Origin of the sequence: Neobacillus terrisolis, from assembly GCF_051233475.1 — a bacterium.
GTDB lineage: Bacteria > Bacillota > Bacilli > Bacillales > Cytobacillaceae > Bacillus_BU.
This window is the reverse complement of sequence record NZ_JBKFGH010000036.1, coordinates 14,357-37,160: the sequence shown is the minus strand read 5'-3', so window position 1 is coordinate 37,160 and position 22,804 is coordinate 14,357. Positions and strand designations below refer to the sequence as shown.

The window sequence follows — 22,804 nt, the reverse complement described above, 5'->3', positions numbered from 1 at the left end:
TTCATTCTAATTAATACAAAGACGTTCCATCTCATCATATACTTGCATGTCGATACACTTTAATTTGTTAGCTTTTTCCTTTATTAAAAAAAGCGAGCCCTAAAAACAAGAGTAAGCTACAAATCGAAATAATAGAACCAGTACGGAAGCCTGGAGGTACATACTGCAATTCAACTCTGTGATTTCCTTCATCTAATTCAACACCCAAGAATCCGCCTAGTTTCACTGTTTCAGTTTCCTTACCATCTACAGTCGCTTTCCATCCTTCATCGTAAGGAATTGACATAAATAGGACACTTTCAGAATTTAGCTTAATATTTCCCTTAACACCCGTATCAGAGAAATTCTCTATTTTCAAAGATTGGGACTTCAACTCATTTATTCTATCCTCAAACAAATTTATATCTACGGCGTAAAATAAGAAATCAAAAACCTTTAACTCGTCAGTTAATACCTCTATTTTCACTAATGCCGTTTCATTTTGAAATGACCCTAAGTCTAAAACTCGGTTATCATGTGGAGTAGGGTAATTTTTCCTCATTAAATGGTCATTCACATAAACATTCGTATTAGAAATGCCTTCTAATTTAAATAATGAATACAATTGTTGTTTTTTCCAAACAGGAAATGAAAAAGTAATAAACGCACTTTTTGTTTTATCTTTCTTTATTAATCTTTGCCCATCTTCTTCTTTAACAACTGAAAGATTCTCATATTGGATGTATTTCGATTCCAACGGCTTAAACAAATTAGATGCAGCGTTTTTTGTGCTAGTTCCCTTAAATAATTCATTTTGCTTTTGGAATGGGTTATCAAATTTTTCAACGAAGTCAATGCTTTTTTGATTGTTAAGGACAAAGCCTAGCGGCAGTACATTTTTATTCTCATATAGCTGAAGGTTTCCAATTCGATGTTTGATTTCATATCCATGCTTTTTAATAGGGTTACTTGATACGATATATTTGAAACCTAACAGAGAATCTGTTGTAATAATTCCGCCATTCATTGCAATGAAGACACTTTCCATTGTTGAGTATCCTAATACATTTAAAAAGTGGTTCATATCATTGTTGGATAGTGAGTTAAAGCTATCCATTTTTTTATATTGTAATTGCATTGAATCGTTCCATGTCAACGAATTTCTAGAATCCATCCGATAAAAAGAAGGATCCTTCTTTTGAATCCAAGAAATCATTCTTTGATAATCTGAAGACCCTTTATAGGCTTCTCGGGATTGATATTGGAATTGACTATCGAGTCCCCGAATGATACTAGCAGAATTATAGGAGACATCAAAACAAACTACGATAATGATGAGGACATGAATCCATCCTTTATGACCAAGAGGATGGAGCTTGAAATACAATAGAATAACATAAAGAGTTAGGATAACAATATTCACAAAAACAACTTTATTGCTAATGACATCTGGAGTAAGCTTTGTAAAAAGTAAAATAAAAAATACATTAAATAAATACAGCCCTTTTACATATGGCCAAACATTTTTTTCCAGCACAAGAAAGACTCGGAATCCAAGAAATATGGTTAAAAAAGATAATAGAAAGGAATACCGAAAAGGAAACCAATTTGGATTATCCATTCCATGCCATAAAAAGTTTAATTGTGAATTTTGGAAACTAAAATATATTAGTAAAGTGAAAAGTAAGAAACAAACCTTTTCTTTTAGTTTAATTTTTTGGGAAATAAAGAATAAAGGAAATAATAATAATGGTAATAAGCCTACATATATATTAGGAAGTCCATCAACTAATGAATCAAATGAACTATTAAAAAATTTCGCGTATAAGTCAAACATATGAATACCTGGTAATGGCTTGGGTGTAGCAGATTCCACAGCATTGGTTTTTAAAGCAATATAGGTAGGTAATATTAAAAACGCTGATAATCCTGCCGCAATAGCTGTTGACATTCCAAATAAAAAAAACCTTTTTACAAATAAAGATATCGGAGCCTTGTCATGAATTGAGAAATAACGAACTAAAAAATAAAAAAAGGTGAATATCCCGACCATATAAGAGATATAAAAATTCGCAATAAATGTGATTGCTAAGTTTATAAGAAAAAAAGAAAACCTGCCTCTTTTAATCAAAAATTCTACTCCAATTAATATTAAGGGTAGCATGTATATTCCATCTAACCACATAAGATTAAATGAATATGCTACTGAAAAAGTCATTAAAGCATAAAGTGTTGAAAATATAAGTAGCTGCATTCTATCATTAACTTTAAATTGATTTAAAAACAAATACATCGTTGTTCCTGATAAGCCTATTTTAACAATAGTAATTAAGACGATAGCCTCAGGAAGATGGTTTCTTTCAAAAAATAAAATGAATAATGATAATGGGCTTGATAGATAATACGCGATTACCCCTGTGAAGTTTAAGCCCAATCCTGCTTCCCAACTATAAAATAGACTTTTCCCATCAAAAAACACATCATATAAACGATTATAAAACTGAACGTATTGACTATAAAGATCATTTATTAATATAGACTTACTGCCAAAAGGATATATTCCAAACTGTGCCAATATCAAACCAAATAATAATAATGGTAATAAAAAGGACAGTATATTTCCGATATATTTATTACCGTTTAATTTTTCTAATACCTGATTCATTTTTTTCTCCCTTAATTGATGATGGGTTTTTAGAAATTTATTGGCGTATTATTAAAAGTCATTTTTTACCAGTGCGACATAATAATACTCTCTTATTTCTTAACTCTGAAGTGCGAACTCTATCTTATTTGGATAAAACCAAATTTTTCACCTACATCATTTCGTTCTCACTGTATGTTGTATTTCTCCACCTGCACCTACCTTTTGTTTTTCCGAAAAACGGAAATTTCCAGAACTCTTTTAACACCAATTACGAAGAATGGGTGTCTTCATATCATGTTAAATAAATTGCTTTTATAAGTTATTTTCACATCAGAAATTATTTCACATGTAATAAAAATATACAATATTTAATAATATTTTTTTCGAGGTCTACTTAATTCTGTAATAAAATGGAATATTTTTAATACGATACACTTGCTTTTATCGTAATCTCTCCTATTATTGTTTAATTTTAGCCATAACATGCATATATTTCGGTCATTTTTTCACAAAAAAGAAAGGCTAGTCCCAAAAAGTCGTTTTCAACAAAATTTTGGTCAGCCTCTTTTGCTTTTTCCTTTATTTAGCAGATCCAAGCTTTCTTTGCATAAAATTCAACAAATCTTCTCGTAGCTCTTCGTTTTTAAGCGCAAATTCAATTGTGGTTTCAATAAATCCAAGTTTTTCTCCAACGTCATACCTCATACCTTCAAACTCATATGCAAATACTCGCTGAATTTGGTTTAAATTCTGTATGGCATCTGTTAACTGAATTTCTCCACCTGCACCGATCTCCTGTTTTTCTAGAAACATGAATATCTCAGGTGTAAAAACATATCTTCCGATAATCGCCAAATCAGAGGGAGCTGTTCCCAATTTTGGTTTTTCAACAAAATTTTTAACCTGAAATGACCGTCCAAACTGGTCAATCGGATCTACTATTCCATAACGGTTAGTTTGATCTTCCGGAACTCTTTTTACCCCGATTACCGATGAGTATGTCCGATCATATTCATTTATTAATTGCTTTAAACAAGGCGTTTCCGCTTGGACAATGTCGTCTCCTAATAATACGGCAAATGGCTCATTCCCAATAAAATTTCTTGCACACCACACTGCATGTCCAAGTCCTCTTGGTTCTTTTTGTCTTATGTAATGAATGTCTACCATCTTTGAGGTCTCTTGAACTTTTTCTAATAATTCCAATTTTCCCTTTTCAAGCAAATTTTGCTCCAATTCAAAAGCATGATCAAAATGATCCTCAATGGCTCGCTTCCCTTTTCCCGTTACAATAATAATATCTTCAATTCCAGATTCAATAGCTTCTTCTACTATATATTGTATAGTTGGTTTATCTACAATTGGGAGCATCTCTTTTGGCATAGCTTTTGTAGCAGGTAGAAATCTTGTTCCAAGTCCCGCAGCAGGAATAATCGCTTTTCTTACTTTTTTCACTTATAATTCCCCTTTATACAATATTGTGATGGACTACCTAACTAATTATTAGAAACCAATATTAGTTTATTCCTCAATTACCAGTATTTTTGACATAAAAATTATTTCATAAGAAAACGATTTATACAACCTATTATTATCTTATCCCAATGGAAAAATAAGTCTTTTCAAATAAAGTCAAAAAAAAGCCATAATAAAAGCCCATTTCACTTTCCGAAAAGGGCTTTAGAGTGCTTTCCTCTGTTTAAACTATTTATTATTTATACTTTTCCAACCATCATTTCACCAAATGGGATTTTTATTTTGCTTATTAGAAAACATATTGCCACGCTTATTAAAGAACAAAAAATAAACGAAATAATTGTTTGGAAATATATATTAGTCATTCCCAAATAACTCAAACAAAACTGGTTTGTAAAACGTAAAACAAAAGCATGAATGAGATAAGCTCCAAACGAATATTTACCAAAAGTATTTAATATTTGTGTTAACTTTGATTGTTTTAGCACCAGTCTTGCTGAAAAAGAAAACACAAGGATGATTAATAGGATAATCGTGATCATCATAAACGGCTTTAGTGGCCCGGTTACACCTGCACTCCAAATGTAATTATCACCTGTTAATTTCAAATTAATCTTTGCTATATCGGAATAAATGAAATACATACATATTCCTAATCCAATCAGGCTCAAAATTCGAACCTTCTGAACAAAATCCTTCCATTGTTGGTAGTACAGTCCTACAAAACCACCAAATATAAAATAGAATATCCAAAAAATAAAATTACGATCTAAATAATTAAAAATAAAGCCCAAGTTTGGATTATCAGAATGCATCATTCCTCTTGATAAAGCATAGACCAAACCTAAATTCATTAAGAAAATAACTGTTACAACCATAAGATTTGTAGTAAATTTTCTCTTTCCTGATAAAAATATCCTAAACACTGGAAAGAGTAAATAAAATGGGATAATCATGACCATAAACCATAAATGATAATAACCTGTACCGGTTAATGAAAGCTTAACAATGGTTAGAACTTGGGTCCCTGTACTAGAAGAACCAACACCGTTTAAAAGACTTGCCCACAAAAAGTAAATTACAGTCCACAAAAAATAAGGAATAATGATTTGTATAAATCTCTTTTGCAAAAAGCTTCGATAATTTAGCTTTGCATTATAATTGTAAAACAACACAATACCAGAAATAAAAACAAACAAAGGGACCGCAAATCTTGTTAATCCTAAAAAAGTTGTTCCAATTGTAATATTTTCAAGACTTATATCAGGCCGATAAAAGATTGAAGCCATTGCATGTTGAAACACTACTGCTAAAAATGCAAGCCCTCGGAATATCTCTACCTCATCTAATTTTTCTTTTTTCAAAATAATATACCTCCATAATATACAATTAACAATAACATTATATATTATAAGTCAACTTAGTATTAGAGGGATTTTCCCCTTGTATTTCCCACGCAAACAAAGAGACTAAGTAGTTTACTAGAGAATTAAGGACTTTGATAAAATTGAATGAAACCACTTATTGTAATTTCATAGAAGGAATTGTAATAATTTCCTCTTTGGGTATAATTAAAGAATATTGGTTAGTTTCATAATCAATAGTTTAGTAAAATAATTTATTTATAGGATGAGGAGGAGTGACAAAACAGTCCTGGACTGTACACAATACTATGAAAAAATTAATAGAAGCCCTGGTTGTTGTAATGCTATTATTTGGATTAACTCTGACAAATATTCAAAGCACCTCAGCTAACAGCACGGACCAAGCAGACACTATAGTGCAAACCGAGACAACAGATTTTAGCATCATTTCTGTTGAAAATGGTAAGAGCGAAATTTTCTCTCCAGCACCTGGAAAATTTTCAACGTTGGTTTATGCCAATTTTGAGAAAAGCGGAGAATACATCCTTTACAATAATAACAGCATTTATCTGTATTCCTATCCCAATGGAAAGATAGATGGGGGACTTGGCCCTCAAGTAGTTCATTCCAAACAAAGAAAGGGACAATGGTTCTTAATTGACTCATACTTGGGACCAAGATGGGTGTATAACGATGAAAATGTGGTTGAATTAAGGGATTTGTATCCGAAGAATGCCAAGCTTACTCTTGAGGAAACAGTTAATATCTATAGTGAGCCTTTTACCAATTTTAAAACGGAAGAGACCATTGCTCCATCAACAGTAAATGTTGTAAAGCAAGCTGGCAACTGGTATTTGGTGGATTATAATTCTCAACAGGTTTGGATAACAACCCTAAAGGCACACTATGAAGACACTATTAGCACTTTTGATACAACAACCATCAACGGAGTTCCGTTTAAAAAAATGTTTATCCCGACAGGAAATAAAAGTGTACGACCAGAAACAACCTTAAAACCGGACTATATCACGGTTCATAACACAGCAAATACTGCTGTAGGGGCAAACGCAGAAATGCATGCCAAGTACCTTATAAACCAGGCCCAAACAAATCCAGAGTCATGGGTATCCTGGCATTTCACCGTTGATGACACTCAAATTATTCAGCATCTCCCTTTAAATGAATCAGGCTTCCACGCAGGTGATGATGAAGGACCAGGAAACCGTACTTCTATTGGGATTGAAATAACCGAAAATGTTGACGGCAACTACCAAAAAGCAGAGGAAAATGCTAGAAAGCTGATTGCCTATTTAATGGATCAAACTAATATTCCTATCGAAAATATAAAGCCACATCGCGACTGGTCCGGGAAATACTGTCCCCGTATTATCTTAAATAATGGTTGGTCACAATTTATTTCCTTGGTTAAGCAGGAATATGGTGCACTTGATCCTCAAAATAGATATTATGCTATTTTAACTGGTGCATTCCTCGGTGAATGGAAAGTAAAGGAGAAACTCGATGCTCTTCGCGCTGAAACTGGATGGTGGGCAACATATGAGCCTGTTGAAGGTACAGTTCCATATTACCGGATTCGAACAGGAGAGTTTACCGGTGAAAATAATGTTGCAGCAGCAATTGAGGCTGTAAAGTCCGAGACCGGATGGTGGATGACTTATGAAAAGACAACACCTGCATTTTCCATGTATCGCATTGTTACAGGTGAATTTGTTGGTGAAGAAAACATTAAGAGTGCACTCGAGGGTTTACAACGTGACACTAACTGGTGGGCTTACTACGAACCAACAAGTCCAGGCGTTTACCGAATTGTAACGGGTGGGTTTGCAGGAGATGAAGCCGCAAAAATCGCACTTGAGCGTGTTATAACTAGGGGTTGGTGGGCAACTTCTCAGCAGTTCGGTGAACCAATATACAACTATCGTATTAGAACAGGAGATTTTCTTGGAGACGATACAGCGAAACAAGCCTTAGAACAATTCACTAAAAGAGGATGGTGGGCAGCATACGAAGCATCCGGAGGATTCGAAAGATATTACCGAATTCGAACCGGTGCCTTTGCAGGCCTTGATCTTGCTGAGAAAAATGCACAATGGGTTCGCGATACTCGCGGTTGGTGGGTTACAACTCAACAACAGTAATAAAAAAAGATGGGCTGCGTATTTTAGCTCATCTTTTCTTATTTAATTTGATTTCTTAAAACATTTTTGTTTTTAATGTAAATCTGATATTATCAAAGTTGTTGATTACACAGATTAATTAAAGACTATAAAAATTTCATTGAAAAGTTTTGGAGGTAATCATGAATAACAAAATTAAGGTTATGACTGTATTTGGCACAAGACCCGAAGCCATTAAAATGGCGCCTCTTGTTAAAGAATTAGAAAAACACGATGAACAAATTGAATCAATTGTAACCGTTACGGCTCAGCACCGTGAAATGCTAGATCAGGTCTTAAATATTTTTGAGATTGTTCCGAACTATGATTTAAACATTATGAAGGACAGACAAACCCTAGTCGATGTAACCACTCGTTGTCTTGAAGGACTTAACAAAGTCATTCAGGAAGTAAAACCTGACATTGTGTTAGTTCATGGAGATACTTCCACAACTTTTGTAGCAAGTTTAGCTGCCTTTTATAACTCAACGATGATTGGCCATGTTGAAGCAGGATTACGGACAAGAAATAAATATTCTCCATATCCTGAAGAAATGAATCGCCAATTAACGGGGGTATTGGCAGACCTTCACTTTGCCCCAACTAATCAATCAAAGAAGAACCTTTTATCTGAAAATAAGCCGGATGAATTCATCTTTGTAACCGGTAATACCGCGATTGATGCTTTGCAAACAACGGTAAAGCCACAGTATTCTCATCCAGTCTTGAATAAGATCGGAAATGATCGACTCGTCTTAATGACGGCTCATCGTCGTGAAAATACTGGAAAGCCGATGGAAAATATGTTTACGGCAATCAGAAGGTTAACAGAAAAACATGATGATATTCAGGTTATTTATCCAGTACATATGAACCCTGTAGTAAGAGAAATCGCGAATCGAATTCTTGGTGAAAATGACCGTATCCACTTAATTGAACCTCTCGATGTTATTGATTTCCATAACTTTGCTTCAAGAGCTTATTTGATTTTAACGGATTCCGGGGGTGTCCAAGAGGAAGCACCATCATTAGGAGTGCCTGTATTAGTTTTAAGGGATACAACCGAGCGCCCTGAGGGAGTTGCAGCTGGAACACTTAAGCTTGCCGGAACCGATGAGGAAACGATTTTTAATCTTGCCAATGAACTTCTATCCGATAAGGTAGCCCATGATAAAATGGCAAAAGCATCAAACCCATATGGGGATGGAACTGCCTCAAAGCGAATCGTTGATTCCATTCTCTATCATTTTGAACTGAAAAAGGATCGCCCGACGGATTTTGGAGAAAAATAAAAGTTTTATGTCAATAGATTATGGGAAAACCTGTGTAGGATATTATCCACACAGGTTTTTTAAAATGAGTCTTGTACTTAAATAATTGAGTAAATTTATAATTTCTTTTTAAAAACCTAACTTTTATTATTAAGAACTCGTGCTTTTGTACACTTTATACATATTAAAATTTCCCATCTCCATAAATTCTAACTCCTCAATATTGTTATCATCTTGTTTTATTAATACCTTTTTTGGGATTTACACATTGGACAAAAGTCTTAATAAACCCTCCCACTCCAACCATCAATGAATGATATTTAGACCATATATGACGATCTATGAAATTCTCGTAAAGCCATTGGTCCGATTTGTATTTTCAAATTCCTATAGTTAAAGTCAATTTATGAGCTATTTAATGTGAAAGTGATGGAGCGTACGATATATGACATGTCATTTAATATTTTCTTAATATTGCACCGGAAGAGGAAATAATCGAACCGATCTCTTTAACTCAGTTCTGGAATTTGGTCCTATAAGAAATGTTAATCAATAAAACTGTTGAGATTACAATTGAAAAGGATGAAATAGATTATTGTCAAAAGCTATTGAGGTAGTTGAACTAGAAAGTTGTTTCTTACAGTACCCGAAGGTGAGGGACAGTTAAATCCTGGGGTCCTATTGTCAAGAATTACTAGGTATAATGGCTAAATTCACTGTGAAATTGAAAAGAATATTAAAGATTCTAGGTAATAAACAAAGCAATCTTGAGATATCCCAACAAAAAAAGACGAATCTGCATTCAGTAAACAGAATGTGAGTCGTCTTTTTATATTAGTAATCTAGAAAAACGCAAGTTCAAATTTTTACATAAAAACATTAGTAGAATTGTTGGACTCCATCATCAAAATCTCTACTACATTTAAAGGAATCTCTTCTTTTTTAAATCAAGGCACAACTAGCTAGTTTCTGCTAGTTATGCCTATTTGTACACAAAACTTCCGATTAAACCTCTTTAATAACCGTACCTTAATTAGTTCACTAACCACTCTTCTGCAGCTAATTTTATATTTTCAGGTACTCCAGTTGTATTTGCTAACAACTGGTATGCATATGTTGCACCCTCTTCGTTCAAGGTTGCTGCTGCTTCATACAACTGTGCCGATACTGCGTTCATAAAGTCTTGAACTTCTTGACGCTTATCTCCTTCAGCTATTGCTAATCCTGCATAGTATACCGCATTGTATAAATTGCCTACACTGTAGTACCATATAGCATCCCCATACCTGGCTGAAATAACTACTGGAGTTAATTTGCTTTCTGCTTCCGTTTTAACGGTTGCCGGTACTCCTACTGTATTCACTAATAGTTCATATGAATTCTTAGCATCTAAAGCACTCATGGATTCAGCTGCTTTTAATAAGCTGACTGATGCGACGTTCATTAGGTCTAGAACTTCTTGACGCTTATCTCCTTCAGCTATTGCTAATCCCACAAAGTATACGGCGTTGTATAAGTTACCTACACTGTAATACCATTGTGCATCGCTATATCTAGTTGAAATAATCTCAGGCTCTTGAGTTAATCTGTTTTCTGCTTCTGCTTTAACGGCTGCCGGTACTCCTGCTGTATTCACTAATAGTTCATATGAATTCTTAGCATCTAAAGCACTCATGGATTCAGCTGTTTTTAATAAGCTAGCTGATACGACGTTCATTAGGTCTTGAACTTCTTGGCGCTTATCTCCTTCAGCAATTGCTAATCCCACAAAATATACGGCGTTGTATAAGTTACCTACACTGTAATACCATTGCGCATCGCTATATCTTGCTGAAATAATCTCGGGCTCTTGAGTTAATCTGTTTTCTGCTTCTGCTTTAACAGCTGCCGGTACTCCTGCTGTATTGACTAATAGTTCATATGAATTCTTAGCATCTAAAGCACTCATCGATTCAGCTGTTTTTAATAAACCGGCTGATGCGACGTTCATTAGGTCTAGAACTTCTTGACGCTTATCTCCCTCAGCTATTGCTAATCCCACAAAGTATACGGCGTTGTATAAGTTACCTACACTGTAATACCATTGCGCATCGCTATATCTTGCTGAAATAACCTCTGGCTCTTGAGTTAATCTGTTTTCTGCTTCTGCTTTAACTGCCACCGGTACTCCTGCTGTATTCACTAATAGCTCATATGAATTTTTAGCATCTAAAGCACTCATGGATCCTGCTACTTTTAACAATCCGGCTGATGCCACGTTCATTAGGTCTTGAACTTCTGGGCGTTTATCTCCCTCAGCTAAAGCAAGGCCTGCAAAGTATACTGCATTGTAGAAGTTACCTACGCTATAGTACCATTGCGCATCGCCATATTTTGGAGATTCGATGACAACTTCTGCGTCAACAATCGTTATTATTTTTTCAAAAAATTTATTCGTTATATTACCTGCATAGTCTCGTGTATAAAAATCAAAATCCCACTCACCAAATGCTGCATCTTGGTTAACTAGATATGTTCCAACCCATAAGCCTTGATTTTCATCATAGGTTAGTTCTACAGTATCCCAGCCATTTGGTTTCATAATATATACTTCAACACTTTTTATACCAGAAAAGTTATCTGTAACATTGGCCTGGATGGTGATCTCGTCTCCTCTAGCCACCGTACCCGGGCTAACGGTCAATGATTCAATAACTGGCACTTCCATATCACCATTCTGATTTACAACATCAATTAACTGATCAGCATATGCCCATTCATAGTTGCCAGCATAATCTGCTGCGAATATCTCGATTTCCCATTTTCCTGGTACAGCATAAGAGTTAATAAGATAGCTTCCTACCCATTTTCCCTCTGTAGGATTATACGTTAATGCAATTTCATCATACCCATAACTATCCAAGAAATATAAAGTCGCAATGACATTGTTTAAACCTCTATTATCTGTAACAATTGCCTTAATGGTTATATCTTGTCCAACTGTTGCTTGGTTTGGAGTTACTTCAACGTTTTCTATTAACGGTTTTTCCCAATCGCCATTCGGGTTATTGATGGTAACCAATATATCCGTGTTTTGGATTGAAAAGTTTCCGGCTTCATCTCCTGCCAATACACCAACATTCCATTCTCCCGGAGCAGCATTTTGTGGAACAACATATTTGCCGACCCATTTTCCTTCTGTTTCATCGTAAGTTAATTCAAATGACATTTCATATTCTTCAGCCAAATAAAGTACTGCACTAACGAATAGCATTCCAGAAGAATTATCTGTGACATCAGCCTTAATGGTTATTTCTTCTCCTACAGAAGCTTCGGATGGGCTCACTTCAATATTTTCAATTACCGGTGCTTCCCAATCGCCATTTTGGTTTTCAACGGTAACCAACTGGTCAGCATATTGCGAAACTAAGTTTCCAGCTGCATCTCTTGCGTTTACTTCAATTTGCAATGTACTAGGACTAGTATTTGACCTAACAAGATACCGTCCTACCCATTTTCCTGATGTTACATCATAGATTAATTGAAGATATTCACCCCCGTCATCACTTCTTATATTTGCAAAAACATAAGATAATGATTTGTTATCGGTAATAGATGCCGAGATTGTTAGTTCTTGACCCGCCATTACAGTACCTGGACTCACATCAATTGATTCAATAACTGGCGCTTCCCAATCGCCATCAGGGTTGGCTACTGAAATGGACTGGTCGGCATATTGAGTTTGATCATTTCCTGCTTGATCTCTTGCAAATACCTCAACCTTCCAGTCTCCGGACATTGAAGTTGGTCCAAACAGATAGGTTCCAACCCATTTTCCTGTTGTTTCATCATAGGTTAACTCTACTGGGTATTGATCTCCATTAGGTGAGTAGAGACTGGCCCACACAACACTTATACCTGATTGAAAATCCGTTATATTAGCTATAATTGATATTTGATCGCCCGAAGTTACTGCATTTGAACTAACTTCAATGTTTTCAATTACCGGTGCTTCCCAATCATCATCTAATTTATATACAGTTACGGTTTGCCCTGCAGGTTGCCAGATATTGTTACCTGCCTTATCTACCGCATATATCTTTACTGTATATTCTCCTGTTAGAGTAATAGATTCTACAACATACGTTCCTACCCATTTTCCTTCTGCTTCATTATAATTTAATACAATTCCAAAGCCCTCTCCTGCCGCATCATTATGGATTGATGCATATACAAAGTCCATTTCAGACAAGTCATCTGTGACATTTGCCTTGACAGTAATTGCTTCTCCTATTGTTGCCTCAACCGGACTCACTTCGATGTTTTGAACAACCGGTGGTTCCAAATCTTGAGTTACATTCGTAACGGTTACAGTATTCTCGATAGTAGGTGCTTCAATACCTAACTCAGTACTATTTGTACTAGATGATGCATTGATTAGCTCTTCTGAATTAGAACTGGCACTATCCGTATTAGTAGATGCAAAGGAAGTTGTTGGTACAAAAAATAATAAAATAAATGTACTAAAAACTATCAATCTAACCAAAAATAAATCTCTCCTTTTACACTTTTTGATATTTCTCTTCATTATACATTAATTACCGACTTTTTTTACAAAAACTAGTAAATTACATTATGCGGGAATTTTATCAGTTATAATAGCAAATAACGTTACTAGTAGACTCCCTTTTATCTCATGTTAATTAAATTAAAAGAAAAATGCTGCCGAGTTGATTAATTGGCAGCAAATTATTCAATATAGATTATATTTATTGTAAATTATGGTTATTATCATTGATAAATCAGATTGAAAAAATTTAGTGAACTGACCCAACATTCAATTCCTTTACCCCATCCCCAACTGCTGTCACATAGAACGTTGCCTCGTAGCCGATTTTTTTACGAAAGATCTCCCCAACCCGCTCAATAAACTGATCAATCTCATCTTCATCAACAATAGCGATTGCACAGCCTCCTAATCCAGTTCCATTCATTCTTGCTCCAAGAACTCCCGGTTGCTGCCAGGCGGCCTCAACTAAGGTATCCAATTCAATACCCGTGACTTCATAATCATTTCGAAGTGAAAGATGGGATTCATTCATCAATTTCCCTAAAGCAGGCAGGTTTCCACGCTTGAGCTCTTTGACGGCGTTTAAAGCCCGCTCATTTTCTGTTACTACATGTTTGGCTCGTTTTTCGAGCGTTTTTGTTGGAATTAAATGCTTGAAGTTTTCAAATTGAACCATATTTAAATCGGCTAGAGAAAGTATATTTATGGCTCCCTGCAAATGACGAAGGGCGTGCTCACATTCGTCACGGCGTTCATTATACTTCGATTCTGTCCATTCATGGTGTTTATTTGAATTCATAATGACGATTTTATAATGTTGAAGATTTAGAGGTACGTAATCGTAGTTGAAGGTATGGCAATTTAGAAGTATTCCATGATTCATTTTTCCGAAAGCGATAATAAAATGGTCGATAATCCCGTTGCTGACCCCAATAAATTCATTTTCAACCGCTCTCCCCATTTTTACAAGATCAAGCCTTGAAACGTTAAGATCAAACAGTTTATGAATAATCTCTCCAATTAGCATAAGAAGAGACGCTGATGAAGATAAACCAGCACCATTTGGGATATTTCCTTTAATGAGTAAGTCGAAACCATGTGGTATGTTATAACCGTTTTCTTTTAAAAAATAAAGCATTCCTTTAGGATAATTAGCCCAACCATGGACATGGTTATAATCTAGATCATCAAGAGTGAATTCGATGATGCCTTGCTCTGAGTAATTTGTTGAATATAATCGTATCAATCGATCATTTCGTTTACTAACAGCACCATATATTCCGTATGTGATCGCACAAGGGAAAACATGGCCACCATTGTAATCCATATGCTCTCCAATGATGTTTACTCGGCCTGGAGAAAAGAAATAACGGTCTGCTCCTTGGGAAAAAGAAGCTTGAAAGTCAGATGCAAGGGCGCGATAATCCACGTAAACCACTCCTCATTAAAGAGATTGATATTACTGAGAAATCCCTTTCCAACTATAAGCGTATTCAAAGTTTGCCACCTCGTCAATGAATTATTCTTGAATTGTGGAAACAATTAACTTTTTCTATCGTTACACTTCTATTATCCTCCTGTTTTTGGATAGAAGGAATGGTATTGCCCTTTGCGAGATGAACAATCCAAGGAGAATCCCCATCGTATCATAGCCAACATCTAAGAACCTTCCACTCCGACCAAAATAAAGCTGAAGCAATTCTGTTAAAAAGGCAAAAATGATTAAATACACTCCGGTTTTTCTCGTAACTTTTGGAACCACAATCGTTAAAATAAGAAATGCTAAGATATGACCACATTTTTGGAGCAGATAACTCTGCTCCAGTGTTTTAGGAATTTGTAGAAGCTGAGAAAATTCTGGGTGCCACGTCCAGCGAATTTGGATTGTTTCCATCTGAAGCAGACCAAAGAAATCTGAAACACAGGTTAATAATAAAATGGTAACTCCCCATAACATAGAAAGAGTACACCTAAACAACATAAACCAACTCCCTAATCCTCTATATTGAGACATTATAGTCGAGGTTAAAAAAGGATATACAGGTTTACATTTTATTTAAACCACAAGCTTAAAATGACTATTGAATTTATGTTGCTTATGGTTTAGTATTTAGTTAAATAACTAATTAACTAATTAAATTGAAAGAAGATGGTCCTATTGAATCTTGCTTTTAAGGCCCTATCCGACCCGACAAGAAGGCAAATTCTTGACTTACTTAAGGAACGTGATTTAACCGCAGGAGAAATCGCTGATCACTTCCATATATCAAAACCAAGTATTTCTCAGCATTTAAAGATTTTAAAGCACGCTGAATTAATTCAGGATGAGAAAAAAGGACAATACATCATTTATTCTTTAAACACGACTGTTTTTCAGGACTTAATGAATTGGGCTTTGAAATTCACACGAACTGGGCAACAGGAAGAGAGGGGGAATTGATAATGAAGAAGCATGTCTTTCCGATTGCAATGATCATCCTAACCGTTATAGTTTGGTCGATCGCTTATCCAAAGCTCCCAGCTGAGTTACCAACACATTGGGGTTTTAATGGAGAAGCAAATGGATATTCTTCCAAGTTTAATGCGATGTTAACACAAGTGGGAATAATGACCCTTTTGTATATTTCAGTGGCTTTTTTACCTAAAATCGATCCGCGAAGAGCCAATTATAAATATTTTTCAAGCAGCTATCAAATGATCTTTAACTCATTGCTGACTTTATTCTTTGGGTTAAACATCATCGTTATTTTAATAGGCTTAGGCTATGACATTCCTATGTCTTCCTTAGGAACAATAATCGCTGGCGCCATTTTCATTGTGCTCGGGAATGTGATGCAACGGGTAAGATCGAATTTCTTCCTGGGGATCCGAACTCCGTGGACACTCAGTAATGACGAGGTTTGGAGAAAAACGCATCGTTTGGGAGGAAAGATATTTTTTGGCGGCGGGGTTATTTTAATACTTGCTACCTTTTTAAGCGGAGCTTTTAAAGAAGCGGTGATTATCGGGGTGATTGCAGTAATCATTATTGCACCCTACATTTATTCTTACTGGTTGTTTAAGAAGCTTTCATAGAATGTTTTACGGGAAGAGCATAGCGAGGCTCTTCCCTGTTTTTTTGCTTAGACACGGACAGAATCTTGCTGGGTAGTTGCTTCTTATTGCTAAGCTTTATATGAGCTTGCCTTTCTTTTTCGCATCTTCATCCAACATGGCACCAATCCCAATCCCTAACATTAACCCGAATGATACAGCATAAATACTAAAATATATAAAAGCGACACCAAATATCAATCCTAAAACGATCCATTGATTCATGTACTGGCCCCGTTCGACCAAGCCATGGGCTTTTTTTAAATGCTTGATGATTCCCATTAGAATCGTGTTGTATTCCTTGATATTCTGGGGTTTTCCGTTTGCAATATTCACCACGATTGTTATGAGTTTGTTGAGATTTTCTTTATTTTCCTCGCATTGGGTACATGATTGAACTGAAAACTCTTCCACTCTCAATATCACTTTTTTTAATAGGTCGAGTTTTAATTTTCTTATCGTATTCCTGTCGATTCTTTGCTCTACTTGGTCAATTTTACCAATAGCTTCCTTGGACCATTTTGCTCCCTTCATAGCTACTCTCTCCTCTTCCTTCCTACTATATTTTATATACATAGTTTCGTGTCATTTTTGTCCCATTTATAGTAGCATAGTTTTCCATTTTTAGTATGAATGAAGGTTTAATATAGATAAATCTATTAATCACATTTTGTATTAGAAAAATTCACGATAGAAGCCTTCTTTTAGTTTTCACTTTAGGAATTTTTTGGTATTGTTAGAACTATAATTAAAATTGTAAATACTTTTGGAGGTTTCTCATAAATGGCAGTAAATAAAAAACGCAAGCCAAAATGGCTCAGGATAACAGCTATTATTGCATCAGTACTATTTCTTGGACTTTGTATCTATGGGTTTATGTTCTATAGATCATTATCTAGTGCATTAGAGGATATTCATGACCCACTTGATCGTAAAACAGACAAACGCACAGAAGAGGTTTCTTTGAAGAAGCAAGTTCCATTCTCGATTTTAATGCTAGGGGTGGATGAGCGAGCAGGAGACAAAGGTCGTTCCGATACGATGATTGTTCTTACTGTTAATCCTAATCAAAATTCAGTTAAAATGTTAAGTATTCCACGTGATACTCGTACAGAAATTATTGGACGAGGTAAGGAAGATAAAATCAATCACGCTTATGCATTTGGCGGACCAGAGATGTCGATGGACACTGTAGAAAATTTCCTTGATATCCCGATTGATTATTATATGACAATTAATATGGAAGGCTTTCAGGAAATTGTTGACGCAGTTGGAGGAGTTACAGTTAATAATAATCTTGATTTTTCTTATGGCGGAGTTGATTTTCCTATCGGTGAGATCAGCTTAGATGGGCAGGATGCTCTCTTGTATTCACAAATGCGGAAAGAGGATCCTAACGGAGATTTCGGACGGCAGCAGCGGCAACGCCTAATCATTCAAGGGGTTATTCGTAAGGGTGCCAGTTTAAATTCTATCACGAACTATGGGTCCATATTTGAGGCTTTAGGAAATAATGTCAAAACAAATATTACCTTCAGCGAAATGGTTGATATTCAACAAAATTATAAAAATGCCAGCAAAAATATTGAACATGTTACGATCTCAGGAACTGGGACAATGATTAATAAGATTTATTATTTAGTTGTGTCAGATGAGGAGAAACAGCGTGTGCAAGAGATTATGAAGACACATTTAGAGTTGAATAAAAAGGCAGAGTAAAAATAGTAAAATAGTGAAAGCCACTGGTGATGGATGCACCAGTGGCTTTTTTGTGTGTAATGTGTCGCTATTATTGTCATCTCACTCCTGCTTATAATCCCAGAGCAGCCTCCACTCCCCTTTCTCTTGAACAACATAGCACGGATGCTCAATCGTAAATTTTCCGAACCGGCTGTGAAAGGTTTGGAACACCGTAACTTCATGGACATTTTTTAAACTCGGCGCTCCGTCTGCTACCTTCCATTTATCAAGCTTTTCTGTGCCGCCAAGCTCAAATGTAAAGGTTTTGGCGCTCATATCCTGCATAAATACGTGGGCCCGGCTTTGAATATATTGATCCTTATTAAACCGTTCTTTCATTTGCGAATGAAAGAGTTCCCATGAACTGCCAAAATCCCCTTCCTGCTCAAGCTCGAAAAATTGCTCAACCAGCTTTTCTGGTTTGCTTTTTACCGATCCCACTAAACTCGCAACGGCAATTCCAATGACTGCGATGGCAATCGCAATAGGGATAAGTGGATTTTTCCGTCTTCTCACAGTGCATCACCTTGTACTATGTATATTTTGGATTGTAGGATTTATGTGGGGTTTGTTTAGTGGGTGGATTTTTGAAGTTTTTATCGGGTGGGATTTGATTTAATCGCCGCTTTTGTGATTTATTCGCCGTTTTTGTGATTTAATCGCCGTTTTTGTGATTTAATCGCCGAAATTTTGATTTATTCGCCGTTTTTGTGATTTAATCGCCAAATCGCGATTTACTCCGTTTTTTAAATTTACTTGCCAAAAATCACGATTTACTTGCCGTTTTTCAGATTTACTTGCCAAAATCTATAATTTACTTGCCGTTTTTTAGATTTACTTGCCAAAATCAAAGATTTACTTGCCATTCGACAAAAATAGACCCGGTTCACCGACCGGGCCTACTCAAAATTCCAACTATTTAACCTTCACTTTTGCTCTTTACAGGACAATAAGTTTTCCAACCGCCATCGAGATTTTTAACCTTAAAACCGTGAGCTAATAGAATTCTCGCCGCTAAGTATCCTCTTAACCCTACCTGACAAGACACATAAATCGTTTGGTCTTTAGGAAGCTCGTTTATGTTTTGGCGAAGTTGATCTAACGGGATACAATCGGAACCGCTAATAAAGCCGTTTTCTCGCTCCACCGGTTCCCGAACATCGATTAACAGGCCGCCTCCTGCAATGATTTCATCGATCTCATGCCATTGAACGGTTTCGATGCCTTCGTCAATAATATTTGAGGCAACATAGCCTGCATAGTTGACCGGATCTTTTGCTGATGAGAACGGTGGAGCGTAGGCTAATTCCAGTTCGGTTAAATCATGAACGGTTAAACCGCCTTTGATGGCAGTCGCAATGACATCGATGCGCTTGTCAGCTCCGTTAGCACCGACAGCTTGAGCCCCGTAAATTTTTCCAGTCTCGCGGTCAAATATGAGCTTTAAGGCAATTTGGCTGCCACCAGGATAATAGCCAGCGTGACTTGCCGGGTGAATATGAACGACTTCATAGTCGATTCCAAGACGCTTTAATGTTTTTTCATTGTTTCCTGTTGCCGCAACAGCAAGATCAAAGATTTTGGCAATCGAAGTTCCGAGTGTGCCCGGATATTTCTCTTTATTTCCTTTAATAATATTGTTCGCGACGATCCGCCCTTGACGATTAGCCGGTCCAGCTAACGGAATCATCGCCGGATTTTCATTGATATAGTCCGTAACTTCAATGGCATCACCAATGGCGTAGATGCTTTCATCACTTGTTTGCATGTACTCATTTACTTTAATGCCACCGCGTTCGCCGACATCCAAGCCTGCATCAACAGCTAATTGATTTTCTGGTCTAACTCCTATCGATAATAGGATCATGTCCGTTGCAATCCGTTTACCGCTTGATAAAAAGAGGGCTTTACCGGCATCTTCGATTGATTTAACGCCATCCTCTAAAATAAGCTCAACACCTTTATCCTTAAGATGCTGTTCAACAATGGCCGCCATTTCGAAATCGATTGGCGCCATGACTTGATTGGCCATTTCAACAATCGTTACTTTTACTCCGCGTTCAACCAAGTTTTCAGCCATTTCAAGTCCGATAAATCCACCACCTACTACGACTGCGTGGCTCGGCTTCTTGTTATCTACAAAGTCTTTAATATTATCTGTATCTGGTATATTTCTTAACGTAAAAACGTTATTCGCTTCATTTAATCCTTGGAAGTTTGGCACGAGCGGTTTAGCCCCTGGTGATAAAAGTAAAGCATCATACTTTTCTTCATAAGTGTCGCCTGTTACAACATGTTTTACAGAAACAGTTTTTTCGTCACGATTGATTTTTACTACTTCACTTAAATTACGAATGTCCAAATTAAATCTTCGGCTCATTCCTTCTACTGTTTGTACAAGGAGCATTTCACGCTGCTCGATCACTTCCCCTATGTAATATGGAAGGCCGCAGTTGGCAAAGGAAATGTATTCCCCCCGCTCAAATAAGACAATTTCAGCTTCTTCATCGATTCTTCGTAACCTTGCTGCAGCGGTTGCACCACCTGCAACACCACCAACAATGACTATTTTTTTACCCATTTTTATCCACCTCCAACCACATCATATCTCATACCCCTCCCCCTATCAAGAAGGAATTTAGCTCTCGAAATTATCCCTATTTTCAAGGTTATATCAAAGTTTATATTTTGGTTATCCTAATAATAATCAATTTTTTGTTATAATATTGTAAACGTAGATATCAGGTTGACATTATACCCTTTAGGGTATATTATAAATCTAGTTCTATTTTGGAAATGGTTTAGTTTTTCAAAGATAGGAGGGAATAAGATGGATTATAATGATAAAATTAAAAACCGTGTAAAGCGGATTGAAGGTCAATTACGTGGAATCCTGCGAATGATGGAAGAAGATAAAGATTGTAAAGATGTTATCACTCAGCTTTCGGCCGCCAGAACGGCGATTGACCGTACAATTGGAGTTGTCGTTAGTTCAAATTTAATTAGATGCGTTAAAGATGCTGAAATTAAAGGGCAAAATTCTGAGGAGCTAGTGAAAGAAGCAGTCGATTTACTAGTCAAAAGTCGTTAATAAAAAAGGATTATTCCTTTTTTATTTGCACAATTGTATACCTGTACGGGTAAATGTATAATTTTTGGAGGAAGATAGAATGGATTTAATTAATATAGCCATTTTCGGGGGCCTTGTCTTGCTTTTAGTATTGAGAATGCTTCCGACTAAAGGTGTAAAGCAAATTACAACGACTGAACTGAAAAGTTATTTAACCAATAACAATATCCAGTTCATTGATGTGCGTACACCTGGTGAATATAAAGGAAATCATATTCGCCAGTTTAAAAATATTCCATTACACCAATTAGGACAGAAAACAAATGCTCTTTCTAAGGAAAAAGAAATCGTGGTCATTTGTCAAAGTGGAATGAGAAGCAATAAGGCAAGCAAGCTGCTTAAGAAAGCTGGATTCAAAAAAGTAATTAATGTAAAGGGCGGTATGAGCGCCTGGAACTAAAAGAAATACGTATTGCGTAAAATGTTGGAGGAGAAAAGCAAGATGAAGCAAATTTCAGCACAAGAAGTGGAAGAGCTATTAAAAGAAGGAACACCACTTAATATTATCGATGTCCGTGAGGCAGCTGAGGTAGCTGGGGGGAAAATCCCTGGTGCGGTGAATATTCCACTTGGACTTGTTGAATTTAAAATGAATGAATTAGACAAATCGAAAGAGTATATTATTGTTTGTCTATCTGGTGGAAGAAGTAGCCAAGCTGCAAGATTTTTAGAATACTGGGGTTATAACGTGACGAATATGACCGGAGGTATGATGAGCTGGTTTGGAGAAATCGAGTAAGACCTCTTTTATGATACAACTATAATGTCCATTTTTTAGACATTGTTTAATTTCGCGTTGACCATTAAAATTTGGGTGAATAGATATTGTCGGCTAGTTTTTTTAAAAAAATTGCGATCAGGAAAGGAACAATCACATGGGGAAAAAAATTGTATTTGGACTCGTTATTATCCTATTTGTTGGTTTTATTGGCTTTCAATTTATGAACAGCAGCACTGAAATTCAAAACATTTCAACTGATGAACTCGCAAATAAAATGGAAAGTCCGGAAAGTGATATGGTTTTTATTGATGTTCGTGAGCCGGACGAGTTTGCTGCAGGGCATATACCTGGAATGACCAATCTACCATTAAGTACATTAAGTGAAGAAACGGCTGATTTTCCAAAGGATTCAGAAGTGGTAATCATTTGCCGAAGTGGAAATCGCAGTGTTACGGCGGCAGAACAGCTGCAGGGGTATGGTTTCACCAACCTTGTTAACGTTGTGGGTGGAATGAATGATTGGGCTGGAGACATAGAATAAACGTAGTAAAGCGACTGTTTTTTCGACAGTCGCTTTTTGTTTGTAATGGATATGCAAATTTTATTGGCGTATTTTTCTATTTTATTTATGAAACAGCTCAAATCCAATTGCCAATA

General features: G+C 36.1%; 18 protein-coding genes. 9 read left to right on the top strand and 9 right to left on the bottom strand.

Annotated elements, in window-relative coordinates; genetic code table 11:
* Window positions 1-67: 67 nt before the first annotated feature.
* The 3 genes from ACI48O_RS19390 to ACI48O_RS19380 form a co-directional block, all read right to left on the bottom strand.
* Entirely contained in the window at window positions 68-2,644 is a 2,577-nt protein-coding gene (locus ACI48O_RS19390; RefSeq protein WP_435563499.1) for a YfhO family protein, read from the bottom strand.
* A gap of 561 nt (window positions 2,645-3,205) precedes the next feature.
* Entirely contained in the window at window positions 3,206-4,081 is an 876-nt protein-coding gene (galU, locus tag ACI48O_RS19385; protein ID WP_435563498.1) for a UTP--glucose-1-phosphate uridylyltransferase GalU, read from the bottom strand.
* Between the two features lie 260 nt (window positions 4,082-4,341).
* The gene (locus ACI48O_RS19380) at window positions 4,342-5,466 is read right to left on the bottom strand and encodes an acyltransferase (RefSeq protein WP_435563497.1); all 1,125 of its coding nucleotides are present in this window, start codon (window positions 5,464-5,466) and stop codon (window positions 4,342-4,344) included.
* Window positions 5,467-5,741: 275 nt separating this feature from the next.
* Here ACI48O_RS19380 and ACI48O_RS19375 point away from each other — a divergent pair, with 275 nt between their 5' ends.
* Both ACI48O_RS19375 and wecB read left to right on the top strand, forming a co-directional pair.
* On the top strand, window positions 5,742-7,625 hold the full coding sequence (locus ACI48O_RS19375) for a peptidoglycan recognition protein family protein (protein WP_435563496.1): 1,884 nt from the start codon (window positions 5,742-5,744) through the stop codon (window positions 7,623-7,625).
* Between the two features lie 161 nt (window positions 7,626-7,786).
* Window positions 7,787-8,935 carry a non-hydrolyzing UDP-N-acetylglucosamine 2-epimerase gene (gene wecB, locus ACI48O_RS19370; protein WP_435563495.1) on the top strand — a complete coding sequence of 383 codons (1,149 nt, stop codon included), beginning with the start codon at window positions 7,787-7,789 and terminating at the stop codon, window positions 8,933-8,935.
* 1,012 nt (window positions 8,936-9,947) lie between these two features.
* Here wecB and ACI48O_RS19365 read toward each other — a convergent pair.
* From ACI48O_RS19365 to ACI48O_RS19355, 3 genes are all read right to left on the bottom strand, one after another.
* Window positions 9,948-13,439 (bottom strand): Ig-like domain repeat protein, encoded by a 3,492-nt coding sequence (locus ACI48O_RS19365; protein WP_435563494.1) that lies wholly within the window; start codon window positions 13,437-13,439, stop codon window positions 9,948-9,950.
* A 271-nt stretch (window positions 13,440-13,710) separates the two neighbouring features.
* Window positions 13,711-14,892, bottom strand: a complete 1,182-nt coding sequence (locus ACI48O_RS19360; protein WP_435563493.1) for a galactokinase — start codon at window positions 14,890-14,892, stop codon at window positions 13,711-13,713.
* A gap of 129 nt (window positions 14,893-15,021) precedes the next feature.
* On the bottom strand, window positions 15,022-15,420 hold the full coding sequence (locus ACI48O_RS19355; RefSeq protein ID WP_435563492.1) for a VanZ family protein: 399 nt from the start codon (window positions 15,418-15,420) through the stop codon (window positions 15,022-15,024).
* Between the two features lie 201 nt (window positions 15,421-15,621).
* Here ACI48O_RS19355 and ACI48O_RS19350 point away from each other — a divergent pair, with 201 nt between their 5' ends.
* Window positions 15,622-15,903 (top strand): autorepressor SdpR family transcription factor, encoded by a 282-nt coding sequence (locus ACI48O_RS19350; RefSeq protein ID WP_435563491.1) that lies wholly within the window; start codon window positions 15,622-15,624, stop codon window positions 15,901-15,903.
* Between the two features lie 2 nt (window positions 15,904-15,905).
* Window positions 15,906-16,538 (top strand): SdpI family protein, encoded by a 633-nt coding sequence (locus tag ACI48O_RS19345; RefSeq protein WP_435563490.1) that lies wholly within the window; start codon window positions 15,906-15,908, stop codon window positions 16,536-16,538.
* 96 nt (window positions 16,539-16,634) lie between these two features.
* On the opposite strand, the gene ACI48O_RS19340 is transcribed toward ACI48O_RS19345, so the two are convergent.
* Window positions 16,635-17,090, bottom strand: a complete 456-nt coding sequence (locus ACI48O_RS19340; protein WP_435563489.1) for a hypothetical protein — start codon at window positions 17,088-17,090, stop codon at window positions 16,635-16,637.
* 249 nt (window positions 17,091-17,339) lie between these two features.
* Between ACI48O_RS19340 and tagU the strand changes: the two genes are divergently transcribed.
* Window positions 17,340-18,275 (top strand): polyisoprenyl-teichoic acid--peptidoglycan teichoic acid transferase TagU, encoded by a 936-nt coding sequence (gene tagU / locus ACI48O_RS19335; RefSeq protein ID WP_435563488.1) that lies wholly within the window; start codon window positions 17,340-17,342, stop codon window positions 18,273-18,275.
* Window positions 18,276-18,356: 81 nt separating this feature from the next.
* On the opposite strand, the gene ACI48O_RS19330 is transcribed toward tagU, so the two are convergent.
* A complete protein-coding gene (locus ACI48O_RS19330) occupies window positions 18,357-18,812 on the bottom strand; it encodes a hypothetical protein (RefSeq protein ID WP_435563487.1) in 456 nt (151 codons plus the stop codon).
* Between the two features lie 403 nt (window positions 18,813-19,215).
* Window positions 19,216-20,877: a CoA-disulfide reductase gene (locus tag ACI48O_RS19325; protein WP_435563486.1), complete on the bottom strand. Its 1,662-nt coding sequence runs from the start codon at window positions 20,875-20,877 to the stop codon at window positions 19,216-19,218.
* A gap of 249 nt (window positions 20,878-21,126) precedes the next feature.
* On the opposite strand from ACI48O_RS19325, the gene ACI48O_RS19320 reads away from it, so the two are divergent.
* The 4 genes from ACI48O_RS19320 (at window position 21,127) to ACI48O_RS19305 (ending at window position 22,688) form a co-directional block, all read left to right on the top strand.
* The gene (locus ACI48O_RS19320; RefSeq protein ID WP_435563485.1) at window positions 21,127-21,387 is read left to right on the top strand and encodes a metal-sensitive transcriptional regulator; all 261 of its coding nucleotides are present in this window, start codon (window positions 21,127-21,129) and stop codon (window positions 21,385-21,387) included.
* Window positions 21,388-21,466: 79 nt separating this feature from the next.
* Complete coding sequence (locus ACI48O_RS19315; protein WP_435563484.1) at window positions 21,467-21,826, top strand: rhodanese-like domain-containing protein; 360 nt, start codon at window positions 21,467-21,469, stop codon at window positions 21,824-21,826.
* Window positions 21,827-21,868: 42 nt separating this feature from the next.
* Complete coding sequence (locus tag ACI48O_RS19310; protein ID WP_435563483.1) at window positions 21,869-22,165, top strand: rhodanese-like domain-containing protein; 297 nt, start codon at window positions 21,869-21,871, stop codon at window positions 22,163-22,165.
* Window positions 22,166-22,301: 136 nt separating this feature from the next.
* On the top strand, window positions 22,302-22,688 hold the full coding sequence (locus ACI48O_RS19305) for a rhodanese-like domain-containing protein (protein ID WP_435563482.1): 387 nt from the start codon (window positions 22,302-22,304) through the stop codon (window positions 22,686-22,688).
* Window positions 22,689-22,804 lie beyond the last annotated feature (116 nt).